Genomic DNA, 20,286 nt, shown 5'->3' on the forward strand with positions numbered 1-20,286 from the left:
ACATTCCCGCACAAGCGTGCAATCACGTGATTGCAAATTTTTTAGTCCAAAGCGACTCGTCATAACGAGTCGTGTTACAAAAAGTCCCGACTCTGCTGAGCCGGGACTACTTCTCTCTCTATTGTCTAAAATTTTTATGCACTCTTGTGTCTGTTTCTTTTAATCTTATCAACCTTTTTCATCACCTTGCCGGTAATGGCGTTCGGCAACCAGAAGAAGGTCGGCACCAAGTACATGGTAAGGACTGCGGACACGATCAAGCCGCCTACAGATGCGATACCCATGGGCTGGGTCATGGCAGCCACGTTACCACCGAGGGCGAATGCCAGCGGAAGCTGGGCCACCACAGATGCAAACGTTGCGAGCACAATCGGCTGGAACTTGGTCTTTCCGGCCGTCAAAATGGCTGATCGTCTACCCATGGCGCCGCTTCGGAGTAGTCTGTTAGCTTCGTCAAGCAATAGAATGGCGTTGTTCACCACCACACCGATAAGCATCACGATAGCCATGAGTGCAATCATCGAAAGAGCCTTGCCCGTAAGGATAAGGGAAAGAATCACACCGATAGCACCCATCGGAATCGTCGTCATAATCACGAACGGCTGGGCAAAGCTTTCGAGCAAGGCCACCAACAGAATGTAGGTAAGAATGATAGCCATGAGAATTGCGGTCTTGAATTCGGCCACCATGTCATTCTGCATGTCAGCGTTACCACCGAAGCCGAACGAAATGCCTTCGGGAACTTCGTTAGACATATCTGCGGCGAGCTTGCCAACCTTGCCCATGATTTCACCGGTGGTGTGACCAGGGAGCAGGTTCATGGAAACGTCCACACGGGTGCGCTTACGTTTACGGTCGATACGGGTCGGACCTGCACCGTCTTCAATGAAGAAGAGTTCGTTAGCGTTCACATAACCCTTGGTCGTCATGATAGGAAGTGTTTCGATATCGCTGTGGCTCTGACGGTCTTTTTCCATCATGCGCACATACACGTCGTATTCTTCACCATCGTCGGTAAACTGTCCTGCTTCGTAACCGCTCACTGCAATGTAGTTGTAGGTAGCGATGGTCTGGAGCGTGACACCGTAATCGGCGAGAGCCTGACGGTTCGGAATCATACGGATTTCAGGCTTACCAGCTTCGTAGCTCATTTTCACGTCAACGATACCGTCGATGGTTTCCTTGATGCGGTCCATCACGATTTGCGATGCCTTCACCACGGAATCCTTGTGCAGACCGCTCACTTCGAGCACCACGTCACCGGCGGAGTTGTTGTTCGTTTCGGAAGCGGAGGTAGACTTGATAGAAATGAATGCGTCAGGAATGTCGGCTAGGTAGGGGCGCAGCGAGTCCACAATCTCGTCGGTGCTGCGATGGCCGCCCTTCCAATCCGGCATCTTCTTCTTTTCCCAGTCCTTCAACAGCTTCACGCGCATGGTGGCCTGGTTCGTGGTCGTCATACCGTTAGAACCTCCCACGTTCATACTGTAATGCACGATTTCGGGAACGTCCTTGATTCTAGATTCAATAATATGGGCGACACTGTCTGTGGTTTCGATGTTGGTTCCCACAGGCATTTCAAGCTTCACTTGAATCATGCCCTGGTCCTGCTTAGGCATCACTTCCACCGTGAGGTAGTTCTTGGCCATTACGCCGACAAGGAAAATCGTAGCGACAAGGGCTACAACTTGGAACAATACGCCTGGAACAGAAAGGCAGAACGAAAGCGTCTTCAAGTATACGAAACGAATACCATTCAGCACCTTGGGGAAGAATCCGAATAGCTTTTCTCCTATCGAACGCTGGCCTTCGATAACGTTTCCGTTTTCATCAAGCTTTTTGCCCTTGAACAAGTAGGCAGCCATGAGCGGGGTCAAGGTGAAGGTCACCAAGAGCGACACGAAGGTGGCGAACACCATGGTGAGACCGAAGGTTCTAAAGAAGATACCTGCAATGGACTTCATGAATGCAATCGGCACGAACACGCAAACGTTAGTCAGCGTAGAAGCCATGATGGCCACCATGATTTCGCTGGTGCCCTTGTAGGCGGCTTCCTTCGGATCTAAACCAAGATTCAGCTTGTTGTTGATATTTTCAAGCACCACGATAGAGTTCGTCACCAAGAGACCCACAGAACTCGAAAGAGCCATGAGGGACATCATGTTGATGCCGAATCCGGCGAAGTACATGAGCGTAAATGCACCAATCACGGAAATCGGCATCGTAATGGCGGCGATAATCATCGTCGAGAACTTGCCGAGGAACAAGAGCAACAAGACAGAAGTAAGGCCGATAGCGATGATGATGTTCTGGATCACGTTGTCGATAGCTTCGTTCACGGCTTCGGACTTGTCGTAAACCAGGTGAAGTTCGAAGCCTTCAGGCAAAGTCTTCTGGATTTCGGCCATGCGCTTGAGCACGCCTCTAGAAACTTCCACCACGTTAGCGTCAGAACGCTTCTTGATATCGAGAGAAACAGAGTTGATGCCGTTAAAGCGAGAAGCAGAAGTAATCTTTTCGACGGTGTCCTTGACGTCGGCGATTTCAGAAAGCTTAATCACGCCCGTCTTGGTCGGAATGTCCATGTCGCGCATTTCGTCGAGGCTTGTGAACTTACCGGCAGTACGGACAGAAGTATTCTTGTGCTTGCCGACAACTTCACCCACGGGGAGGTTTACGTTAGCCTGGCCGAACATGCCCATGATGGTCGAAATATCCACATTGCGGTCGATCATCTTGTCTTTATCAAGTTCAATCGAAATCTGACGAGTGGTACCACCGAACAGGTCTACGCTTGCCACACCCGGAACAGAAGTGAACAACGGTTCAATATCGTCTTCCACCTTCTGGCGGAGTTCCGTGGAGTTCAGCGGACCGGTAAACGAGATGGACATAATGGCTGCACCGTTAATGTCCACCTTGGAAATAATCGGAGCCTGCACAGCGTCCGGGAAGTCGGCTGCGGCAAGTTCAATCTTGGAACGCACGTCGTTTGCAGCCACGTCCACGTTCACGCCCATGTTGAACATGGCGACCACGATACCGTAGTTTTCAAGGCAGATGGACTGCACGTAGTCGATACCGTCCACCAGTTCCACCTGTTCTTCGATAGGCTTGATGATGGTCGTCTCGATTTCTTCAGGGTTTGCGCCCTGGTAAATGATGGTACCGGTGACCACGGGAACGTCGAATTTCGGCATCAGGTCCACCACCATCATTGTGTAGGTATAAAGACCGAAAACCACCACGGTCAAAATGACCATGAGCATGGTAATCGGTTTATAGATACTGGCCTTAATCATTCAGCAAACTCCTATTCAACAACCAGCACCTTGTCGCCGTCGTTCATCTTGGACTGGCCTTCAACAATAATGGTTTCGTTGCCTTCGAGGCCTTCGAGAACCTGAATGTCGTTCTTGGTCTGCACGCCAATCTTCACGATCTTGCGGAGAGCCTTGCCTTCGGGGGTGACGGTCCAAATGATGTTAATGCCGTTGCGGTAAACGATTGCTTCGGCGGGCACCACGATGCCTTCGACCTGGCGAGCATCCAGTTCTGCGGTCACATACATGCCGGGCAAGAGCTTCTTGGCCTTGTTGTCGAACGTGATTTCAACCGGGAAGAAGTGGGTAGTCGGATCTGCTGCCAGCGGAATCAAGGAAACCTTACCCGTGAAGGTTTCGTCGGCGACTTTCACGGTAGCGTTTGCGCCCTTCTTGAAGAATCCGATATCCTTGCTGGTCACGTTCAGCTTCAAGATAACCTTGTTCAGCTTTGCAATGGTTGCAAACTGAGCGCCCTGTCCTGGGGTCTGGCCGACCTTGAACTTGATTTCGGTCACCACACCAGCTTCGGGAGCAAGAATCAAGGTTGCGCGGCGGGCGGTTTCGAGGCCCATCTTTGCAACCTTGAGTTGCATTTCCTGGCTGTCCATGTCCTGTTGGCTAACGCCACCCTTGGCATGGAGCTCACGCATGCGTTCGGTTGCTTTTTCAAGAACAGCGATTTTTTCTTGCGCTTCTTGGTATTGGGTGTTGTCGCCCGTGTAGAGGTATTCGGCAATCACCTGATCTTTCTGCACGGTGGAACCCACTTGCACGTTAATCTTTGCAATCGGGTCGCCCATCTTGCAGATGGCGCTGTTCTGGTTGATACCCTGGATGGTGCCGCTGAACTTGCGGACATCGGTAAGCTTTGCCGTGCTGGCCTTTACCACGCGTGCGGGTTTGCCTTTTTCTTTCTGAATTTCTTCGATGGTCGTAGCCTTCTTTTCGGCATTTTCTTCTTTCTTGTCGCAGGCGACAAGCATCAGCGATGCGACAGCGATAGTCAGGAGGGTTTTAACTGTCTTGTTCATTCTTTCCTCGTCTCTCTTATTAATATTCACCGGTGGCCTGAAGGAGGGCGTTGTATGCCTGGTTCCAATTCACGATTGCTTGCATGTAACCGAGCTTCGCTGTACGAAGGTCGTTTTCTGCATTGAGAAGGTTCAGCTGGGTTTCTCTTCCGAGTTTGTAACTGTCGTTGGTCAGGTCGTAATTCTTTTGAGCCAGGTCGATTTGGCGCTTGGCAATTTCGATTTGGGAATTTGCATCTTCGAGCGTGTTGGCGCAAGATTCAATCTGTACGCGGAATCCGCGTTCGGCAGTTTCCTTTTGAATTTGGGTGCTACGCAAGTTGGATTTTGCCTGAACGACCGCTTCCTTGGTTTTCATGCCGTTAAAGAGGTTTAGCTTGAGGTTCAAGGCTACATACTTGTTGATGTTGTCGTCCCAATCCGGAGCGTCCCACTGGTAGAAGTGGTTCTTGTTGTTGCTGTACTTGAGACCGCCAACGAGAACGATTGTGGGCTTGTATCCGCCTTCTTCGATAGAAACGTTTTTCTGGAGCATTTCTTCGCTTGCTTCGAGCATCACCAGTTCCTTGCGGCGTTTTTTCACATTCGCCATGGAAGTATCGGGGTAGGTGTAGCCCTGCAATGGATCGCGGAGGTCCCCCTGGAACATGACTTCGGATTCCCATTCAAGGCCCATGGTGTTAAGCAGGGCATTGCGGGCAAGCACGCGTTTCTTTTCGGTGCTGTTGATTTGTGAGTTCAGTTGGTCCATCTTGAGCTGTATGCGAATTAAGTCGAGTTCGGTCATCATGCCGCTCTTGAGCCCCTGTTCCACAAAATTCAGGTTTTCCTGAAGCATGTCCTTGGACTGGTGCAGGATAACGATCGATGAATCTAGGAAAATGAGCTGGTCAAAGGCGTTTTCAACGTTGTAGCGGACGTTTGCCTTGGTGTTTTCAAGGTTGACTTCCTTGACGTGCTTGTAGGCCTTGGCGATTTCAATACCGGTGCCGACTTTACCTTGGGCGTAAAGAATCTGGGTGGCGGTAAGGCCCACGCTGGACTGCCAGCGATAAGCCTGCGATTTCATGCCGTTTACGACACCGTTGATGGCGCCAAGCGCCATCGCGTCCCACGGAGATGGGTCGCCAAAGCCTTTTTCCTGGCCTAAGGAAATCAATTCCATGGCCATCGAAGAGTCACTTGGGTTGACATCGTCCAGACCGAAAATTCGGGTGACGGTGGCATCAAGGTCGATTGAAGGCAAGGCGTTGCCGTAACCGGCATCGACCTGGGAATTTGCCGAAATGACTTCTTCTTCGGCAGTTTTGACGTCCGAGGACTTTTCAAGGGCTATCCTGACTGCTTCGTCGCGCGTGTAGGTTGTAGCACCCGCCCATTGCGGGGCTACGATACTCAGCGCCATAGCCGATAATGCTGCTAAATGCCTGGGCATTCTTACTCCTATATACTTTTTGCGATGCAAATGTAAAAAAAAGTTGCTCCATATATAAGGGTCAAAAGCCGATTTGGTGGACGAAATGCCCAAATTAGGGGATAAAAAAACAACCCGTTGGGGTAACGGGTTGCTGGGGTGAAAATTTGTGCTTGGCGCAAATTATGTGCGAGAATTGTTAAAGTCCCGCAACATCGAATCCCAATGCCATCTGATCGATGTGTTCAGATGTCGATGGAGTCCTGTCGGTCCAAAGAAGAATGCGGAATACAAGATAATTGGCGTTTGATGTAAATGAAATCTTTTCGTATGCGTTCATGCCGTCTTCAGAGCTTGTCAATGGGTGATTTACATCGATGTTGTTCACGTTAGATGTGCTATTTTCGTATACGAAAAGGTCGAAATCTTGCGGCACTCTGTGAACGTCATCGATGTCAAAACCGGAGCTCAGCCAGGCAATTGCTGCAGAGAAATTCGTCTTGTCTGTAGGACGCTTGACGCAGAAACGGATTTCCTTTTTGCCGTTCGAAGTGCTGTGTGTGTACAGCTTGCTGATTTCGCCCAACCAATAGCGTGATTCGTGGAATACTTCATTGTGGTCCTTATCGAACACTACGCTACGGTAAGAAGGAATCTTTGTTGTCACAGGGTTTTCATTCGGGTACGGGGTGTTTATATTGATATCACCCGAAGACAGTAATAGAGCCTTGACAACTTCAGGATGCCAACGGTAGAACGGGTTGGCAGCCAAGAGATTTGCTATCATGCCTGCCGTATAGGCTGCTGCGGCTTCTGAACCGTCGTAATACGGATTGTAGGTATAGTCTATTCCTGTAGATTTGTCTTTGTAGACTCTCTTTTGTTCGCTTGGGTAATTGTTGTTGCTCTGGTTGTCAAAATAGAAATGGGAATAATTGTAAATTTCCGGCTTTTTTGAACCTTCCCAAACGTTGTTTCCGTCTTTGCAATTACCAATGCCTTTTTTACAATATAGGCTATAGGTCGAATTGTATGTCGTAATTTTTCTGGTGATTGCGTCTACAGCACCAACAGTAATGGCGTTGGCCGCATGAGCTTCTAAGCCCAGGTGACCGGAATTGTTTCTAACATTAAAATTGCCTGCTGCAATAACTTCTATACGACGGGTAGTGAGAATCAGGTTGTCAATCGCCATCGACTCGAAAGAGTATTGTTTTGCAACCATGTTGTCTACGTTCCCGTATTGACGGTTTCTAACTCCCATATAAATCAAGGGACTGCGATGATCGGGATTTAAAGGGTGGTCTATAGGCCATACCGGATTTTCCTTTCCGACGAAGATTGCTGAATGCTTTGTAGAAGCCTTTAGAATGTCGTAAGTCCTAGAGGACATCATTTCTGATGCGGGTGTGGGATTAAATACTTCGCCAGAGGCTAGCTTGAAATAAGGAACCGATTTTGAGGGGTCTAATTTTGTCGGAAGTGCGTCAATGGACATGTAAATGCCGACGTCATCCCATTCATAATGGGGAGATGATGGGTAATCGTACCACCAGAGAGAATACCTTTGAGCGTTGCTTTCGACGCCAGAAAATGGCATGTATGTAATCATCTGCGTATTGCCGTAGTTCGAGTAGGCGTATGGGGATGGCTGTTGGGGGTCGCTGAATGTGTAATTCGATGTCGTGAGCTGATAGGCGCTTGTAGGAAGATTTGTCCTTGTGCCGTACAGAAACCCTGTGGGCTCTGTACGTTGCATTGGCACAGGGATAAATACCTCGTTGGATTTTTCCATATAGCCGTTTGATCCTGTCAATTCGCTAAACCAGTTTTCAGAATAGGTTCCTTGTAGAAAATACCGCTTCATGTAATAGGGTTGTGAGGTATTTTCAATGCCTCTGTTATTGAATATGCCAGTTATGGCATCTGCATCTCCCCTTAATCCAGGATTTGTAGCCTTTGCCAAAGCCTTGGAGGTTAACGAAGAACCGACTTGTTGATCGTTTTTCTTCTTCATCTTGGAATAGTCGATGTCTTTGTAGACCATCGGAGAATTCATTTTACTCCCGCGGCGTCCAAGAAGGTCGTAGTTGGCTGTGGCTGCGATAGAAATGCCGAAACAACCCATCGCGATTATCGATGTGATTTTTTTATTCATTCTCACTCCTTATTTATTTGTTAGTGGTTTCTTAAATATATATCACCAATTTTGAAATGAATATTTTATTCTTAAATTTTACAATAACATTAAGAAATTGTATACAAGCTAATGTATTTCTTTGTGGGTATAAATGTGGCGATTTGTCTTCTTATAGAAGGCGAAAGGAGTGTTTTGTTTTATGGTTTTTAATTATTGTATGACGACTGCGTGATTTGTGCTTGAGGGCATAAAAAAAAGAACTCATATCTCGTTGGCAGGAAACTCCCGCTGTTCAAGAGATAGAGTTCTTATAAATTGGATTTATGCTGATGTTACATCAGGCCGGGGATTTTCATGCCGCCGGTAATGCCGCTGATGCTTTCCTGGGTAGCTTCGTCTTTCTTCTTGACGGCTGCGTTGATGGCTGCCATGAGCAAGTCTTCGAGAGCTTCCACGTCGTCCTTGTCGACGGCATCGGGGTTAATCTTGATCATGGTGACAACACCCTTACCGTTCATGGCGACTTTCACCATTCCGCCGCCGGCTTCGGCTTCGAAACTTTGTGCCTTGAGGTCGCTCTGGGCCTTCATCATCTTGCTCTGCATTTTCTGAAGGTCACGCAACATTTTGCTCATATCCATAGTATTTTCCTCGTTGTTTTTGCGGTAATATAGTAAAAGGGGCTAGTTTTCTTCGTTTTCCACATCGCAGCCTTCGGCCTGTTGGGGGGCTACGGGACGGCTGCTTCTGTGGGTGTAAATCAGTTCGGCGGCAAAGAGTTCCTTGAGCTTCTGGAGCCCGGGTTCCTTCTCCAAATCCAACTGGTAGGGCGACATTTGGGCCTGCTTGCGGATCTTGAGTTCCGATTCGTTGAAGGCGCGGCTTTTCAGGGTCAAAAGCACCGGAGTCTGGAGCATGTCTTCAAGCATCTGCTTGATACGGTCCATGTACTCGGGGTGTTCTTCCATCTGTTTTACGCCCCAGGCGTCGCTGGCGTTGTCGCCTAGGTAAGTCAGTGCGACGGGGAAGGGAGTTGCCTTCAAATCGCCAGTTTCCAGTACGGTGTCGTTGAGGGCGACCGAGAAGGCGAAATCGCCGGAATCGGCAATTTTGGACTTGATGGAGCCCCAGGCGGCAGAAATCTCGTAACGGCTGTAGCAGTCGCCGTTGCTTGGGCCTGCGATGGAATTCTGCAAAGCCGCGAAGGGGTTTTCTTCGCGTTGCTGTAACGCCTTGGCTTCTTCCTCGGCGTCAATATAGTTCTGGACTTCAGTTACTTTTTTTTTTAACGCCTCTTCGGAGGCGCTTTTCGGGTCGTTGATGGCGGCAAGCGCTCGCCTCAAGTCGGTAAGCCTATCGAGCCATGCCATGCGGGCAAATGTGGTTTCTACCAGCAGGCGCGGGTTCGTGCTGTAGCGCAGCGTTGCCTGCAAGTCGATCAAAAGCTTGCTGATGCGCAAGATATCGCCATTCTTGAGTTCGGGAACCACGCTCTTGTACTTGGTGTAGAGCTCTTCCGAAATGTTCAAGGCGTCGGGCGTAAAGGCATCGAGTCGGGCATAAAGCAGGTTGCGAAGGAACTTGCCGAAACCGTCCAGGAGCGGGGTGAACTCGATGCCGCGTTTGCAAGCTTCGTCCACCATCTTGAAACAACCCTTGAGGTCGTGGCCTTCAATAGCCGAAATCAGCGTAAAGAACAGTTCCACCGGCGGAATTCCGAGGACGCCACGGACGGCGTCAGCGCTCATTTCGTTACCGGTAAAGGCGTATGCCTGGTCGAAGTAGGTGAGGCCGTCGCGCATGGAGCCGTCCGCTTTTTCGGCGAAAATGTCCAGGGCTTCGTCGGTCGCGTTGATGCCTTCCTGTTCGCAAATGTAGCGCAGACGGCTGCGAATCTGCTCAATGGTCAGACGCTTGAAATCGAAGCGCTGCACGCGGCTCAAAATGGTCTGCGGGACCTTGTTGACTTCGGTGGTGGCGAAGATGAAAATCACATGTTCAGGCGGCTCTTCGAGCGTCTTGAGGAGGGCGTTGAAGGCACCCGTCGAAAGCATGTGGACTTCGTCGATAATGAAAATCTTGTATTTGCCGATGACAGGCGGATACTGCACGCGCTCAATCACATCGCGGATGTTGTCGACGCCCGTATTGGAGGCTGCGTCTATTTCAAAGACGTCCATCGGGTTCCCGCCCGAAATGTCCTTGCAGCTTTCGCACTGTCCGCAGGGATGCAACGGGTCTCCGCCGGTGCAGTTCAGCGTGCGGGCGAGGATACGGGCACTGGTAGTCTTGCCAACGCCGCGGGTTCCGGTAAACAGGAAGGCGTGGTGCAAACGGCCGCCTTCAATTGCGTTTTGAAGGGTCTTTGCGATATGTTCCTGGCCGACCATGTCGGAAAAAGATTGCGGACGCCACTTTCGGGCCATTGCTACGTATGCCATGCGCGGGAATATAGTAAATTTGTTCCATAACGATGAGGTAATCTATGAATCCGAATTTGGCTCTTTTGATTCTTTCTTGGCAGGTGGCTTGTCTTTTCCATGAAAACGAGACCGAAAAACTCCTTGAGGGTTCCACTTCGGCTACTGAAGCCGAAAGCGATACGCTGGATGCGATTCATGACGAACTTACCCCGGAAGTCTCTTGGGATGATTTCAACGATACCTACGCCAAGTTTAAGTCGGCCAAAGACCGTGCCCAAGCTTGCATCGAAGCGTTGAAGGATGAATCACCTGAATTCAAGAGCAAGGTGCTCGAATCCATGCTCCGTGTGGCAAATGCTTCTCGCGAAGACGACAACGAAAGTAACGTCTCTCCCGAAGAAATGGACTTCATCCAGCAGATCCGCGAAGCGCTGGAGTAAATAGACTGAAAATAGACCGCCTGCGGCGCAAATACGCCGCAAATTTTGGAAAAAGAAACCGCCGAGGATTGCCTCAGCGGTTTAATTTTTTGATAGGAAGTGCGATTAGCGGAGCACGATGTCGCCGTTTGCGACGAGCTTGTCGCGGAGCTTGTTGTGAGCCTTGTTGACTTCGTCGTCGGTAAGCGTGCGGTCCATGGCCTGGTAGGTGAGGCTGTAGACCAGGTTCTTCTTGCCGGCTTCGATCTTGTCGCCTTCGTAGATGCTCTTGAGCGTAATCTTCGCGAGGTTCTTCGGGTTGAGACCCTTGATGCGGGCGAGAATCTGTTCGTGAGTCATGGTCTTTTCGACTTCGATGGAGATGTCGCGGCTAGAAGGCACCTGACGGCTGAACGGTTCGAACACGATCTTCTTGTGGGTAGCGTGTTCCATCTTGTCCATGTCGAGTTCCATCACGTAGGTATCGTAGCTGATGTCGAGGGCGGCCATCACGGAGGGGTGGAGGGCGCCCATGGTGCCGAGCACCACGCCGTCGGCGACGACTTCGGTCTGCTTACCCGGATGGAGGAAGAGTTCTGCCTTGGCGGGAACGCGGAATTCCACAACGAGGCCAACGCGCTTGAGGAAACTCTGCACAAAGCCCTTGAAGGCGGCAAAGTCAATCTGGGCGGGCTTGTCGTTGAGCGGGTTCGTATCGAAGTTGCCTGCAATCGTGAGGGCAACGAGGTTCGATTCGTCGAAGCCCGGATCGCGAACGTCCTTGCGGTCGCGCTTGAACTGGCCCTTGGCCACTTCGAACAAGCGAACGGAACCGGGACGGTTCTTTTCGTTTTCGGCAACGGACTTGAGCAAGTTCGGGAGCAGGCTCGTCGGAACCACGCCGAGTTCTTCGGAAAGCGGGTTCAGGAGAGCGGCGGGCTTGCTGCGACGGTCATCGTTTTCGGCACCGAACAGAGCTTCGGTGCGGGCCTTGCTCGTAAAGCGGAGGGAGAGGCATTCGTGGAGACCCATGGCAGAGAGCGTCTTGCGGATCTTCCTGTTCAAAACTTCAATCGGCGGAAGTTCGTTCGGCTGCATGGTGAACTTCGGCAGACTGTACGGGATGTTGTCGAAGCCGATGAGGCGGGCCACTTCTTCGATGAGGTCCACTTCGCGTTCGAGGTCGGGGCGGAAGCCCGGAATCTTGAAGGTGATAGACTCGGCGTCCTTCTTCACGACTTCGAGGGCGATGCCCGTGAGATACTTTTCAATGTCGGCGGCTTCGATCTTCATGCCGATAATCTTTTCGGCGCGGGCGGTGCGGAGCGTGACCTGGTTGAGTTCCTTCTTGTGGTCGTCGCCCGTGTATTCGACGGCGCCTTTGAGAATGCGGCCACCGGCGACTTCCTGGATCATGGCGCAGGCGTACTTGCTGTATTCGTCCTGCGTGGTGAAGTCGATTTCGCGTTCAAAGCGGTAGCTGGAATCGGTGGAAATGCAGAGGCGCTTGGCCTGCTTACGGACAATCGTCGGGTTGAACCAGGCGCTTTCGAGGAACACGTTCTTGGTTGCATCCACAATTTCGGATTCGACGCCACCCATCACACCGGCAACGCAGGCGGGACGGTCGCCGTCGCAAATCACGAGGTCGCTTTCCAGAAGCTCGTGGGCGGTATGGTCGATGGTTTCGATCTTTTCACCCTTGGCGGCGCGGCGAACCTTGATCTTGTTGCCGTGGAGCTGGTCCATGTCGAAGCTGTGGAGCGGCTGGCCCACGTCCATCAGAATGAAGTTCGTGATGTCGACCACGTTGTTGATGCTGTTCATGCCCACGGCGTGGAGCAACTTGGCGAGCCAAGCGGGGGACTTTTCGACCTTCACGTCCTTGATGACGCGGCCCACATAGCGGGAGCAGCCGCAACCCGGAACCACTTCGAGGCTGACGGCGGAGCTGGCGGCTTCGGAGTCTTCCTTGAGTTCATAGGTGAGGGGCTTGAGCGGACGGTTGAACTTGGCGGCGAGTTCGCGAGCGACACCGCGGTGGCTGAGAGCGTCCGGGCGGTTCGGGGTCACGTTCAGTTCAAAGCATACGTCGTAGAGACCGAGGCTAACAAACGGGGTGCCTGCGGCGATAGAATCGTCGAGAACCATGATGCCGGCGTGGTCATCGGAAAGGCCGATTTCGTCTTCGGCGCAAATCATGCCGAAGCTTTCGACGCCGCGGATCTTGGACTTCTTCATCTTGAGGGTACCGCCATCGGGGAGCGGGAGTTCCGCGCCAATCGGAGCGAGCACAACGGTTTGGCCGGCAGCCACGTTCGGGGCGCCGCAAACGACCTGGATGACTTCCTTGCCGTCGTTCACCGTCGTGATGTGCAAGTGGTCGCTGTCCGGGTGGGCTTCGCAGGTAAGAACCTTTGCTACCACCAGCTTTTCATAAACCTTGCCCGGTTCTTCCATGCCTTCGACTTCCAAGCCGACGGCGGTGAGGGCCTTTGCAACTTCTTCCGCAGATTCCGGAAGATCAACATGACGTCTGAGCCAATTCAAAGAAACTTTCATCTTTTTCCTCTTTAGCACGAATTTTGCCCAGGTGCCACAAAACGACCCGCGTGCAAAACACGTGCCTGCTAAATTTCGGTGGTAAATTTAGAAATTTTTATTTCAATGTATTTAAAAGGGTGTCTAGGCGGCTTGTGATTTTGATTGCTCCGAGAGTGGCTAAGTGCTCTTCATCTCTAGCCATATCGTCGGAATAGTCGTGTTCGCCCATTTTATTTTCGTCCATAAGGATGAAATAGGGGTATTCCTTGCTCAAGTTTTTGAAATCTTCGATAGCGGCCATTGCTGAGCTGCGTTGGGGACCATTGAAGCCGAAAGAACCTGTATTTTTGTATGCTGGACTTTGTGGAAAGATAATGCCGATGACATAAACATTATTTTGGTTACAGCTTTCAACGATGTCTTTAAATAATTTGAACGAATTTTCATAAAGAGAGGGGTCTTTTTGCATCCATGTTGTATCGCGGCTAATTGCAGGATTTTCATTCCATCCAGAGGCTGTTTCGTATTCTTCGTACCCTCTTGTGTCCCTAAATTTCTTTGCGTAGGTGTTTCCTCCAATGGATTCAAAGGTGAGCTGGTATAAATTTCTAGGAACACCGTCTTTCCAGAATTGGTGGTTTTGATCGTAAATGTATCCGGGAATATTTTTAGCTTCTGAATAGAAAAAATTGTTGCTGCTTTCGTATTTTATCCACCATAAATCAATATCCAGTGCGATTACCAAAAATTTCAGGTTCTTAACATGGTTTTGCACATAGTTGAAATACAAGTAGTGAATCTCATTTATAGAAAAGCCTGAATTGCCCAAATTGATAGCGTGGAACGGTTTGCTTAGTTGATTAGGAATGAGACTGTTTTTAACACGTGATGATCCGAGCATGACTGTGTTCGATGTATCCTTGTATTTCCAGAGAAGTTCCATTTTTATGCGCATATTGACGGCTTTGAATGTCACGCCTGATTTATAATAAATGCCCGCACTGTCCAGATCTAACTCAAGTTCTAGTTCCGGCGGTGTAACGGAACTACAGGAATTCATTTCTGTTATATCTGGTGACATGCAGGAACTACTATTGATTGAACTAGGTTTAACTTTTTTCTTTATCCACAGGTTCGGATGCCAAAGTTCGTCGCCTTCGGCAATTTCTGTGATAGAACTGTCTGCAGGGTCGATGATGGCGATTTTTGTGTGAGCTCCGTTTACATTTGTGAGAGTTGCTACGATAATGGATCTTTCACCATCGGTAGCCCATTCGGTATGGTCGAAGGTATATCCTGAAGGAGCCTTGATAGACTGGATTAGCTTTCCGTTGCTGTCAGCGATAAAGATCCGTTCGTGGGTGGAGTAGTCTTCTCCCGCAAATTTTTTGCCTGGTTTCCCGGCGAAGTCGAGGAAGGCGGTGCGCTTGGTTCCATCTTGGGAAAGGGATACGTTGCAGGCTTGGGCAGAGTCGTACCAGACGACATCATTGGCTTTATCTGTTACCGTGGAGCCTTTTTTTGCAACACGGGCTCGCAGAATTCTTGCTCCTGATACGGCCAGGGTGCGATCTTCACTGAAACCACCATGGTATGCTCCATCGAATAGCTTCTGCGGGGTTCCGAATTTACCGTTTGCAAATTTTACCTGCCATGTTGAATAGCCCTTGAATGTAGCTTCGTCCTTGTTGTTTCCTGCATCGTTTACGTAGACGATGACTGTATCGCCGTTTTCAAGGACTTGCCAACGGGGAATTGCGGCACTTTCTGTTTTAAGCTTGATGCTGATGGTTGTGTCGCTTTCGAGGCTTTGAACGTAAATCGTTGATTTTCCTGAAATGCCTTCAAATCCGGTGCTGTAGGCAATCCAGTTTCCGTCTGGAGAAATTTCGGGATGAAATGCGTTGATTCCCTTAGTGATTTCTTTAATGGAAAGTGTGCCGTTTCTGTAGTTCAGGTAGGAAATGTTTCCGCTGACGTCGTTACGAAAGGCAAGCTTTGCATTATATGTCCCGGTGAGATTCTTGATGTTTTCTGGCCCGACGAGGGGAGTCACGATACTGGTGGCAGAAGTCCCGTCATCATTCATCCAAAGTGCATCGGGAATGCTCCCGAAGGCGAGTCTGAATCCAACGTATTCCGCCCTGGTCGATGAAGTGACCGTATAGACATCCCCGCGGCTGTATGGGTTCAGTTCCTTTTCTGAAGAGGAATAGCTTCCGCCTTTGACGATTCGTTCACCCGTATCGCCACCATCGGGTGCCCCCACATAGTTGGTAACAGTCGTGTCGTGGAATTGTCCGAGCCAGTCGTTTACCCATTCCATCGCGTTCCCTGCCATGTCGCAGAATCCGGTGGAGTCTGTTCCCTTGCTGCAGACTGGGTGAAGTTTATATTCGGAATTGCCGTTGTTCCTGCTGTTCTTGGTATTCCACGCTTTTGTTGCCGCGTAGACCCATTCCGCTTCGGTAGGGAGCCTAAAGGCGTTTGCCTCGGCATGGAATGCGAAACCTTCTAGATTGGTACAATGGCCATCGTTGTCAAATACGGCTTTGCTGTAAGAGTAGGCGGTATCGTTGTCATTCAGTTTGCTTTTGGCGTTGGCGAAAAGGACCGCATCGTAATAGGTCACGTCAGCGACAGGAAGACTGTCGTTTTCGCATTTGCCGAAGGTCTTGAGCTTTGCTTTTTTGGCGATGCTAGCGTATTCACCGCAGGTTACTTCGTGAATGTCCATGAAAAAGTCGTAGTCTAGCTTGACTTTCATGGCGGGGCGTTCGTTGGCCTTGAAAATCTTGTCGTCAGATCCGATGGTGACAGACCCATTCTCTATATGGATCATCCCTTCCATTTCGACGATTTCCGGTTCCGTATTGGTGCCTACGACGTCCTCGCCCCCATCGCTGGGTGGCTCTTCGCTGGAACGATTCGATTCGCTGTTGCTACAGGCAACAACAAATAGCGACAAAAAAAGGATTCTCCAATAATTCATATTTTCTCCTTTCCATCCGTTCCCCGTAAAATAATATACAAAGTTTTATTCTAAAGCTTGTAAAACCGAGTCTATACGTGTCGTAAGCTGTTTTGCTCCGAGTTCATTAAGATGATCGGAGTCAAACGCCATTTTGCTTGTGTAGTCATGGTCGCCCATTTTATTTTCGTCCATCAATATGAAATTGGGGTATGTGTTGCTTATGTCAGCAATTTCTTGGATGAGGGCGGGGGCTTCGCTACGCAGTAATCCATGTGAGCCAAATGAACCAGTTTCTTTGAATTTTGGGTTTCGTGGAGTAATCACTCCGATAAGGATTATATTCCGTTCATAGCATTTTTTGACCATGTCCTTAAGGGATTCGAAATTTTTGTAGTAGATATCTCGTTTTGTCGCTAACCAGTTGCTGTCTGTTTCAATAACTGTATTTCCCCAAGAGCTTGATGTTACTCCATAAAATCCTCGAGTATTCCTAAGAGTTTGCCCTTTGAAATTTCCGAGTGATTCATAGGTGAGTTCGGCTAATTCTTCGGGAACTCCGTCCTTCCAGAAATTGTGATTGGCGTCATAAACATAGCCGGGATAGGCTTTGTAATCTGATGTAAAGAATGATTCTGTGGTATGCCATAAATCATTGTCTACGGTCAATACAACGTATTTGAGTTTCTTCATGTGCGGTAAAACGTAATTGTTAAAGAAGTAGTCTGTTCCAGAGATAACGTTTTTTGATACTGCAAGATTGATTGCGAAAATAGACTCGTTGAATAATAGTGGGTTTACATCGTTATATCCGCGGGATGAACCTAGAACGACTAAATTGGCTGTATCTTTATATTGCCACAGGAATTCCATCTTATAACGCCATTGGTCTGCATCTCTGTTTGGACCCGACGCTGTGTAATAGATGCCGGCACTGTCTGGATCAAGTTCAAAGGTGTAGGGGTCAAATTCATCAGAGGAACTTGAGGATTCTTCTTCGTTACTGCTGCTAGAAACGTCTTGGTCATTCGACGAAGAACTGCTGCTAGAAATGTCTAGGTTGTCCAATGAAGAACTACTGCTAGAAATGTCTGGGTCGCTCAATGAAGAGCTGCTACTAGAAATGTCTAAGCTACTTGATGAAGTGCTGACGTTGGTTTCGCTGGATGAGGAATTGCTGCTGGTTGCGGAACTACTTGGACGGATTTTTTTGACTTTTTTCTTTATCCAAAGGTTTGGATGCCAAAGCTCGTCACCTTCGGCAATTTCGGTGCTTGAACTGTCGGTTGGATTGATAAGGGCTATTTTGGTATGGGCTCCGTTGGAATTGGTAAGTGTTGCGATGATGGTGGAATTCTCGCCATTTGTAGCCCATTCGGTATGGTCGAAGGTATAGCCTGTAGGAGCCTTGATAGACTGAATCAGCTTTCCGTTGCTGTCGGCGATAAAGACACGTTCGTGGGTGGCGTAGTTTTCTCCTGCAAATTTTTTGCCCGGTTTTCCGGCGAAGTCGAGGAAGACGGTGCGCTTGGTTCCGTCTTGGGAAAGGGATGCGTTGCAGGCTTGAGCAGAGTCATACCAGACGACATCATTGGCTTTGTCCGTTGCCGTTGAGCCTTTTTTAGCAATACGGGCTCGCAAAAGCCTTGCTCCTGTCACGGTGAGGGTATTGTCCTCAGAAATGCCTCCGTGGAACGCTCCGTCAAAGAGCTTTTGGGGTGTTCCGAATTTTCCGTTGGAGAAAGAAACCTGCCATGTAGAAGCCGATTTAAACGCGGCTTGCTCTTTGTTGTTTCCGGCATCGGTTACGTAGACTATTACTGTGTCGCCGTTTTCAAGAATTCGCCAACGGGGAATGGCGGCACTTTCTACTTTAAGCTTTACCCGGAGAGTGGAATCTCTATCGATGCTTTGTACGTACAGCGTAGATTTCCCGCTGACTCCTTCTAGGCCCGTGCAGTAGGCAATCCATTTGCCGTTCGGAGAAATGTCGGGGTGGTAGGCATCGATTCCTTCCGTAATTTCGTTGATTGAGGGTGGGTCGATTTGGTAGTTCAGGTAGGCGATATTGCCGTTGATGTCGTTACGGAACGCAAGCATCACATTGTATGTTCCCAGTAGCTTTTTTATGGTTTCTGCATTGACGAGAGGCGTAATGATACTTTCAGAGGCTTTCCCGTTGTCGTTCATCCAAAGCGCATTGGGAATGTTTCCAAAGGCTAGCCTGAATCCTACATATTCGGCTCTAGTTGCGGAGGTTACGGCGTAGACATCTCCGCGGCTATAAGGGGAAAAGTCCTTTGTAGAAAAATTGTAACTTCCGCCTTTTACAATGCGTTCGCCCCTCTCGCCCCCATAGGGCGCACCAACATAGTTGGTAACGGAGGTGTCCTTGAATGTTCCCATCCAGTCGTTTACCCATTCCATGGCGTTACCGGCCATGTCGCAGAAACCGGTGGAATCTTTTCCCATTCCACAAACGGGCTGTAGCTTGAGATTGGAATTTTTACTGTTCCAGCTTTTCTTTGTATTCCAAGCCATTGTTGCGGCATATACCCATTCCGCCTCGGTGGGAAGTCTGAATGCTTTTGCGTCAGGATGGAATGCGAACCCCTCCAGTTCCGTGCAATGACCGTCATTGTCATAGATGGCCTTGCTATAGGAGTATGCCGTATCAAAGCCATCCTGTTTGCTTTTGGCGTTGGCATACAGGACCGCATCGTAGTAGGTGATGTCTACAATAGGAAGACTGTCGTTCTCGCATTTGCCGAAGGCCTTGAGTTTGGCTTTTTTTGCGATGCCTGCGTATTCGGCGCAGGTCACTTCATGGACGCCCATGTAAAAATCATAGTCCAACAGAATCTTCATGGCCGGCCTTTCGTTGGCCTTGTAATCCTCGTCGTTGGAACCGATGGTGGTGCTTCCGTTTTCGAGGCGAATCATGCCCTCTATTTCGATACTTGTAGGAACAGAATCCTTTTCGATGGGAGTGTCTGGTTCTTCGTTAGAGGATTGTTCTATAAAATGGGCTGATTCGTCGTTGTTGCAGGCAATAACAAATAGCGACAAAAAAACTGCCAGTAAGTACTTCATATTTTCCCTTCTTCTTGAAAGGTAATATAAAATATTTATTGGCAGTGAAGTCTTTGATATTGTAGATAATGTCCGATTATTCTTCGGGCAGTTCGGGGGTTGTATTTTCTTCGGGGTCTGCCGGGGGAGTGTTCTGAGCGGGGGCATCGGGGAATTCAGGTGCGGCATAATCTTCGGGGTTGAAGATGGCGTCAAAGAAAACGACGTAGCTCATGCTGATAAGAGGTACAATCCACAGGAATCCGATTCCCAAAGTGAATACACCGAGGAAACACCAAAGCATTACGCGGAAGGAAAGACAAAGAAAGTTGTAGTTGTAAACGGAAACCTGGCTGTAGGTTTGCTTGATCAAGTCAATAGCTGGTGTGGAGTCGTCTTTTGACATCTTCATCAAAAGGGCGATCCATGTGGGATAAAGTTTGTAGATGGCGAAACAGAAAATGGTGGCAATGATCAAGAATAGGATGACGTAAAAGAGAACGTTGTCTTCAATCGGTTTGATTTTGGGGAAATACTCAACAATGGCTTCAACGATTGACGAGAAAAGGCCTGCTACAAGGGTGCCGATAATTATAACGACGATGTTTCTAGAAAAACTCTTGAAACCTGCAAATAAATCGCGGAATTCGGATTGTTTGTTCTTGAAGATTCTGAAAAAATAGGCGTAAAAACCGATGGCTAGAAGATCTTGTAAAATAGATTGAATCAGCGAAAAAGTAAAACTGATGGGGTAGTTCCGTGGGGATTCTTCGCCCGAGTCTAAAAAAAGAAGACTTACGAAGTTGACGGTAAAGAAAATGACGAGCATAAAGAAACCACTAAGCAGGGTGAAACCCGTAGTTTTAAGGCGATTCCCTTTAAGTGCTTTGTTTGCTAAATCGAATGCTTGTGCACTGTTAATCATATGTTCTCCTTCTTTTGTTAT

General features: G+C 49.1%; 11 protein-coding genes. 1 reads left to right on the plus strand and 10 read right to left on the minus strand.

Annotated elements, in window-relative coordinates; genetic code table 11:
• Window positions 1-134: 134 nt before the first annotated feature.
• From ACJMNB_RS11300 to dnaX, 6 genes are all read right to left on the minus strand, one after another.
• The gene (locus tag ACJMNB_RS11300; protein ID WP_405342494.1) at window positions 135-3,302 is read right to left on the minus strand and encodes an efflux RND transporter permease subunit; all 3,168 of its coding nucleotides are present in this window, start codon (window positions 3,300-3,302) and stop codon (window positions 135-137) included.
• 11 nt (window positions 3,303-3,313) lie between these two features.
• Window positions 3,314-4,357, minus strand: coding sequence for an efflux RND transporter periplasmic adaptor subunit (locus ACJMNB_RS11305; protein ID WP_405342496.1), 1,044 nt, complete (start codon window positions 4,355-4,357; stop codon window positions 3,314-3,316).
• Between the two features lie 19 nt (window positions 4,358-4,376).
• A complete protein-coding gene (locus ACJMNB_RS11310; RefSeq protein ID WP_405342498.1) occupies window positions 4,377-5,792 on the minus strand; it encodes a TolC family protein in 1,416 nt (471 codons plus the stop codon).
• Window positions 5,793-5,970: 178 nt separating this feature from the next.
• A complete protein-coding gene (locus tag ACJMNB_RS11315; RefSeq protein ID WP_405342500.1) occupies window positions 5,971-7,530 on the minus strand; it encodes a S8 family serine peptidase in 1,560 nt (519 codons plus the stop codon).
• A 713-nt stretch (window positions 7,531-8,243) separates the two neighbouring features.
• Window positions 8,244-8,552: a YbaB/EbfC family nucleoid-associated protein gene (locus ACJMNB_RS11320; RefSeq protein WP_072800809.1), complete on the minus strand. Its 309-nt coding sequence runs from the start codon at window positions 8,550-8,552 to the stop codon at window positions 8,244-8,246.
• 42 nt (window positions 8,553-8,594) lie between these two features.
• The gene (gene dnaX / locus ACJMNB_RS11325; RefSeq protein ID WP_405342503.1) at window positions 8,595-10,352 is read right to left on the minus strand and encodes a DNA polymerase III subunit gamma/tau; all 1,758 of its coding nucleotides are present in this window, start codon (window positions 10,350-10,352) and stop codon (window positions 8,595-8,597) included.
• 44 nt (window positions 10,353-10,396) lie between these two features.
• On the opposite strand from dnaX, the gene ACJMNB_RS11330 reads away from it, so the two are divergent.
• On the plus strand, window positions 10,397-10,774 hold the full coding sequence (locus tag ACJMNB_RS11330) for a hypothetical protein (protein WP_405342505.1): 378 nt from the start codon (window positions 10,397-10,399) through the stop codon (window positions 10,772-10,774).
• Between the two features lie 105 nt (window positions 10,775-10,879).
• On the opposite strand, the gene pheT is transcribed toward ACJMNB_RS11330, so the two are convergent.
• The 4 genes from pheT to ACJMNB_RS11350 form a co-directional block, all read right to left on the minus strand.
• A complete protein-coding gene (pheT, locus tag ACJMNB_RS11335; protein ID WP_405342507.1) occupies window positions 10,880-13,315 on the minus strand; it encodes a phenylalanine--tRNA ligase subunit beta in 2,436 nt (811 codons plus the stop codon).
• A 97-nt stretch (window positions 13,316-13,412) separates the two neighbouring features.
• On the minus strand, window positions 13,413-16,289 hold the full coding sequence (locus tag ACJMNB_RS11340; RefSeq protein WP_405342509.1) for a TIGR02171 family lipoprotein: 2,877 nt from the start codon (window positions 16,287-16,289) through the stop codon (window positions 13,413-13,415).
• 45 nt (window positions 16,290-16,334) lie between these two features.
• Window positions 16,335-19,361 carry a TIGR02171 family lipoprotein gene (locus ACJMNB_RS11345; protein WP_405342511.1) on the minus strand — a complete coding sequence of 1,009 codons (3,027 nt, stop codon included), beginning with the start codon at window positions 19,359-19,361 and terminating at the stop codon, window positions 16,335-16,337.
• Window positions 19,362-19,437: 76 nt separating this feature from the next.
• Window positions 19,438-20,265, minus strand: coding sequence for a DUF975 family protein (locus ACJMNB_RS11350; RefSeq protein WP_405342513.1), 828 nt, complete (start codon window positions 20,263-20,265; stop codon window positions 19,438-19,440).
• Between the last annotated feature and the right edge of the window lie 21 nt (window positions 20,266-20,286).

Origin of the sequence: Fibrobacter sp. (genome assembly GCF_045131395.1) — a bacterium.
GTDB lineage: Bacteria > Fibrobacterota > Fibrobacteria > Fibrobacterales > Fibrobacteraceae > Fibrobacter.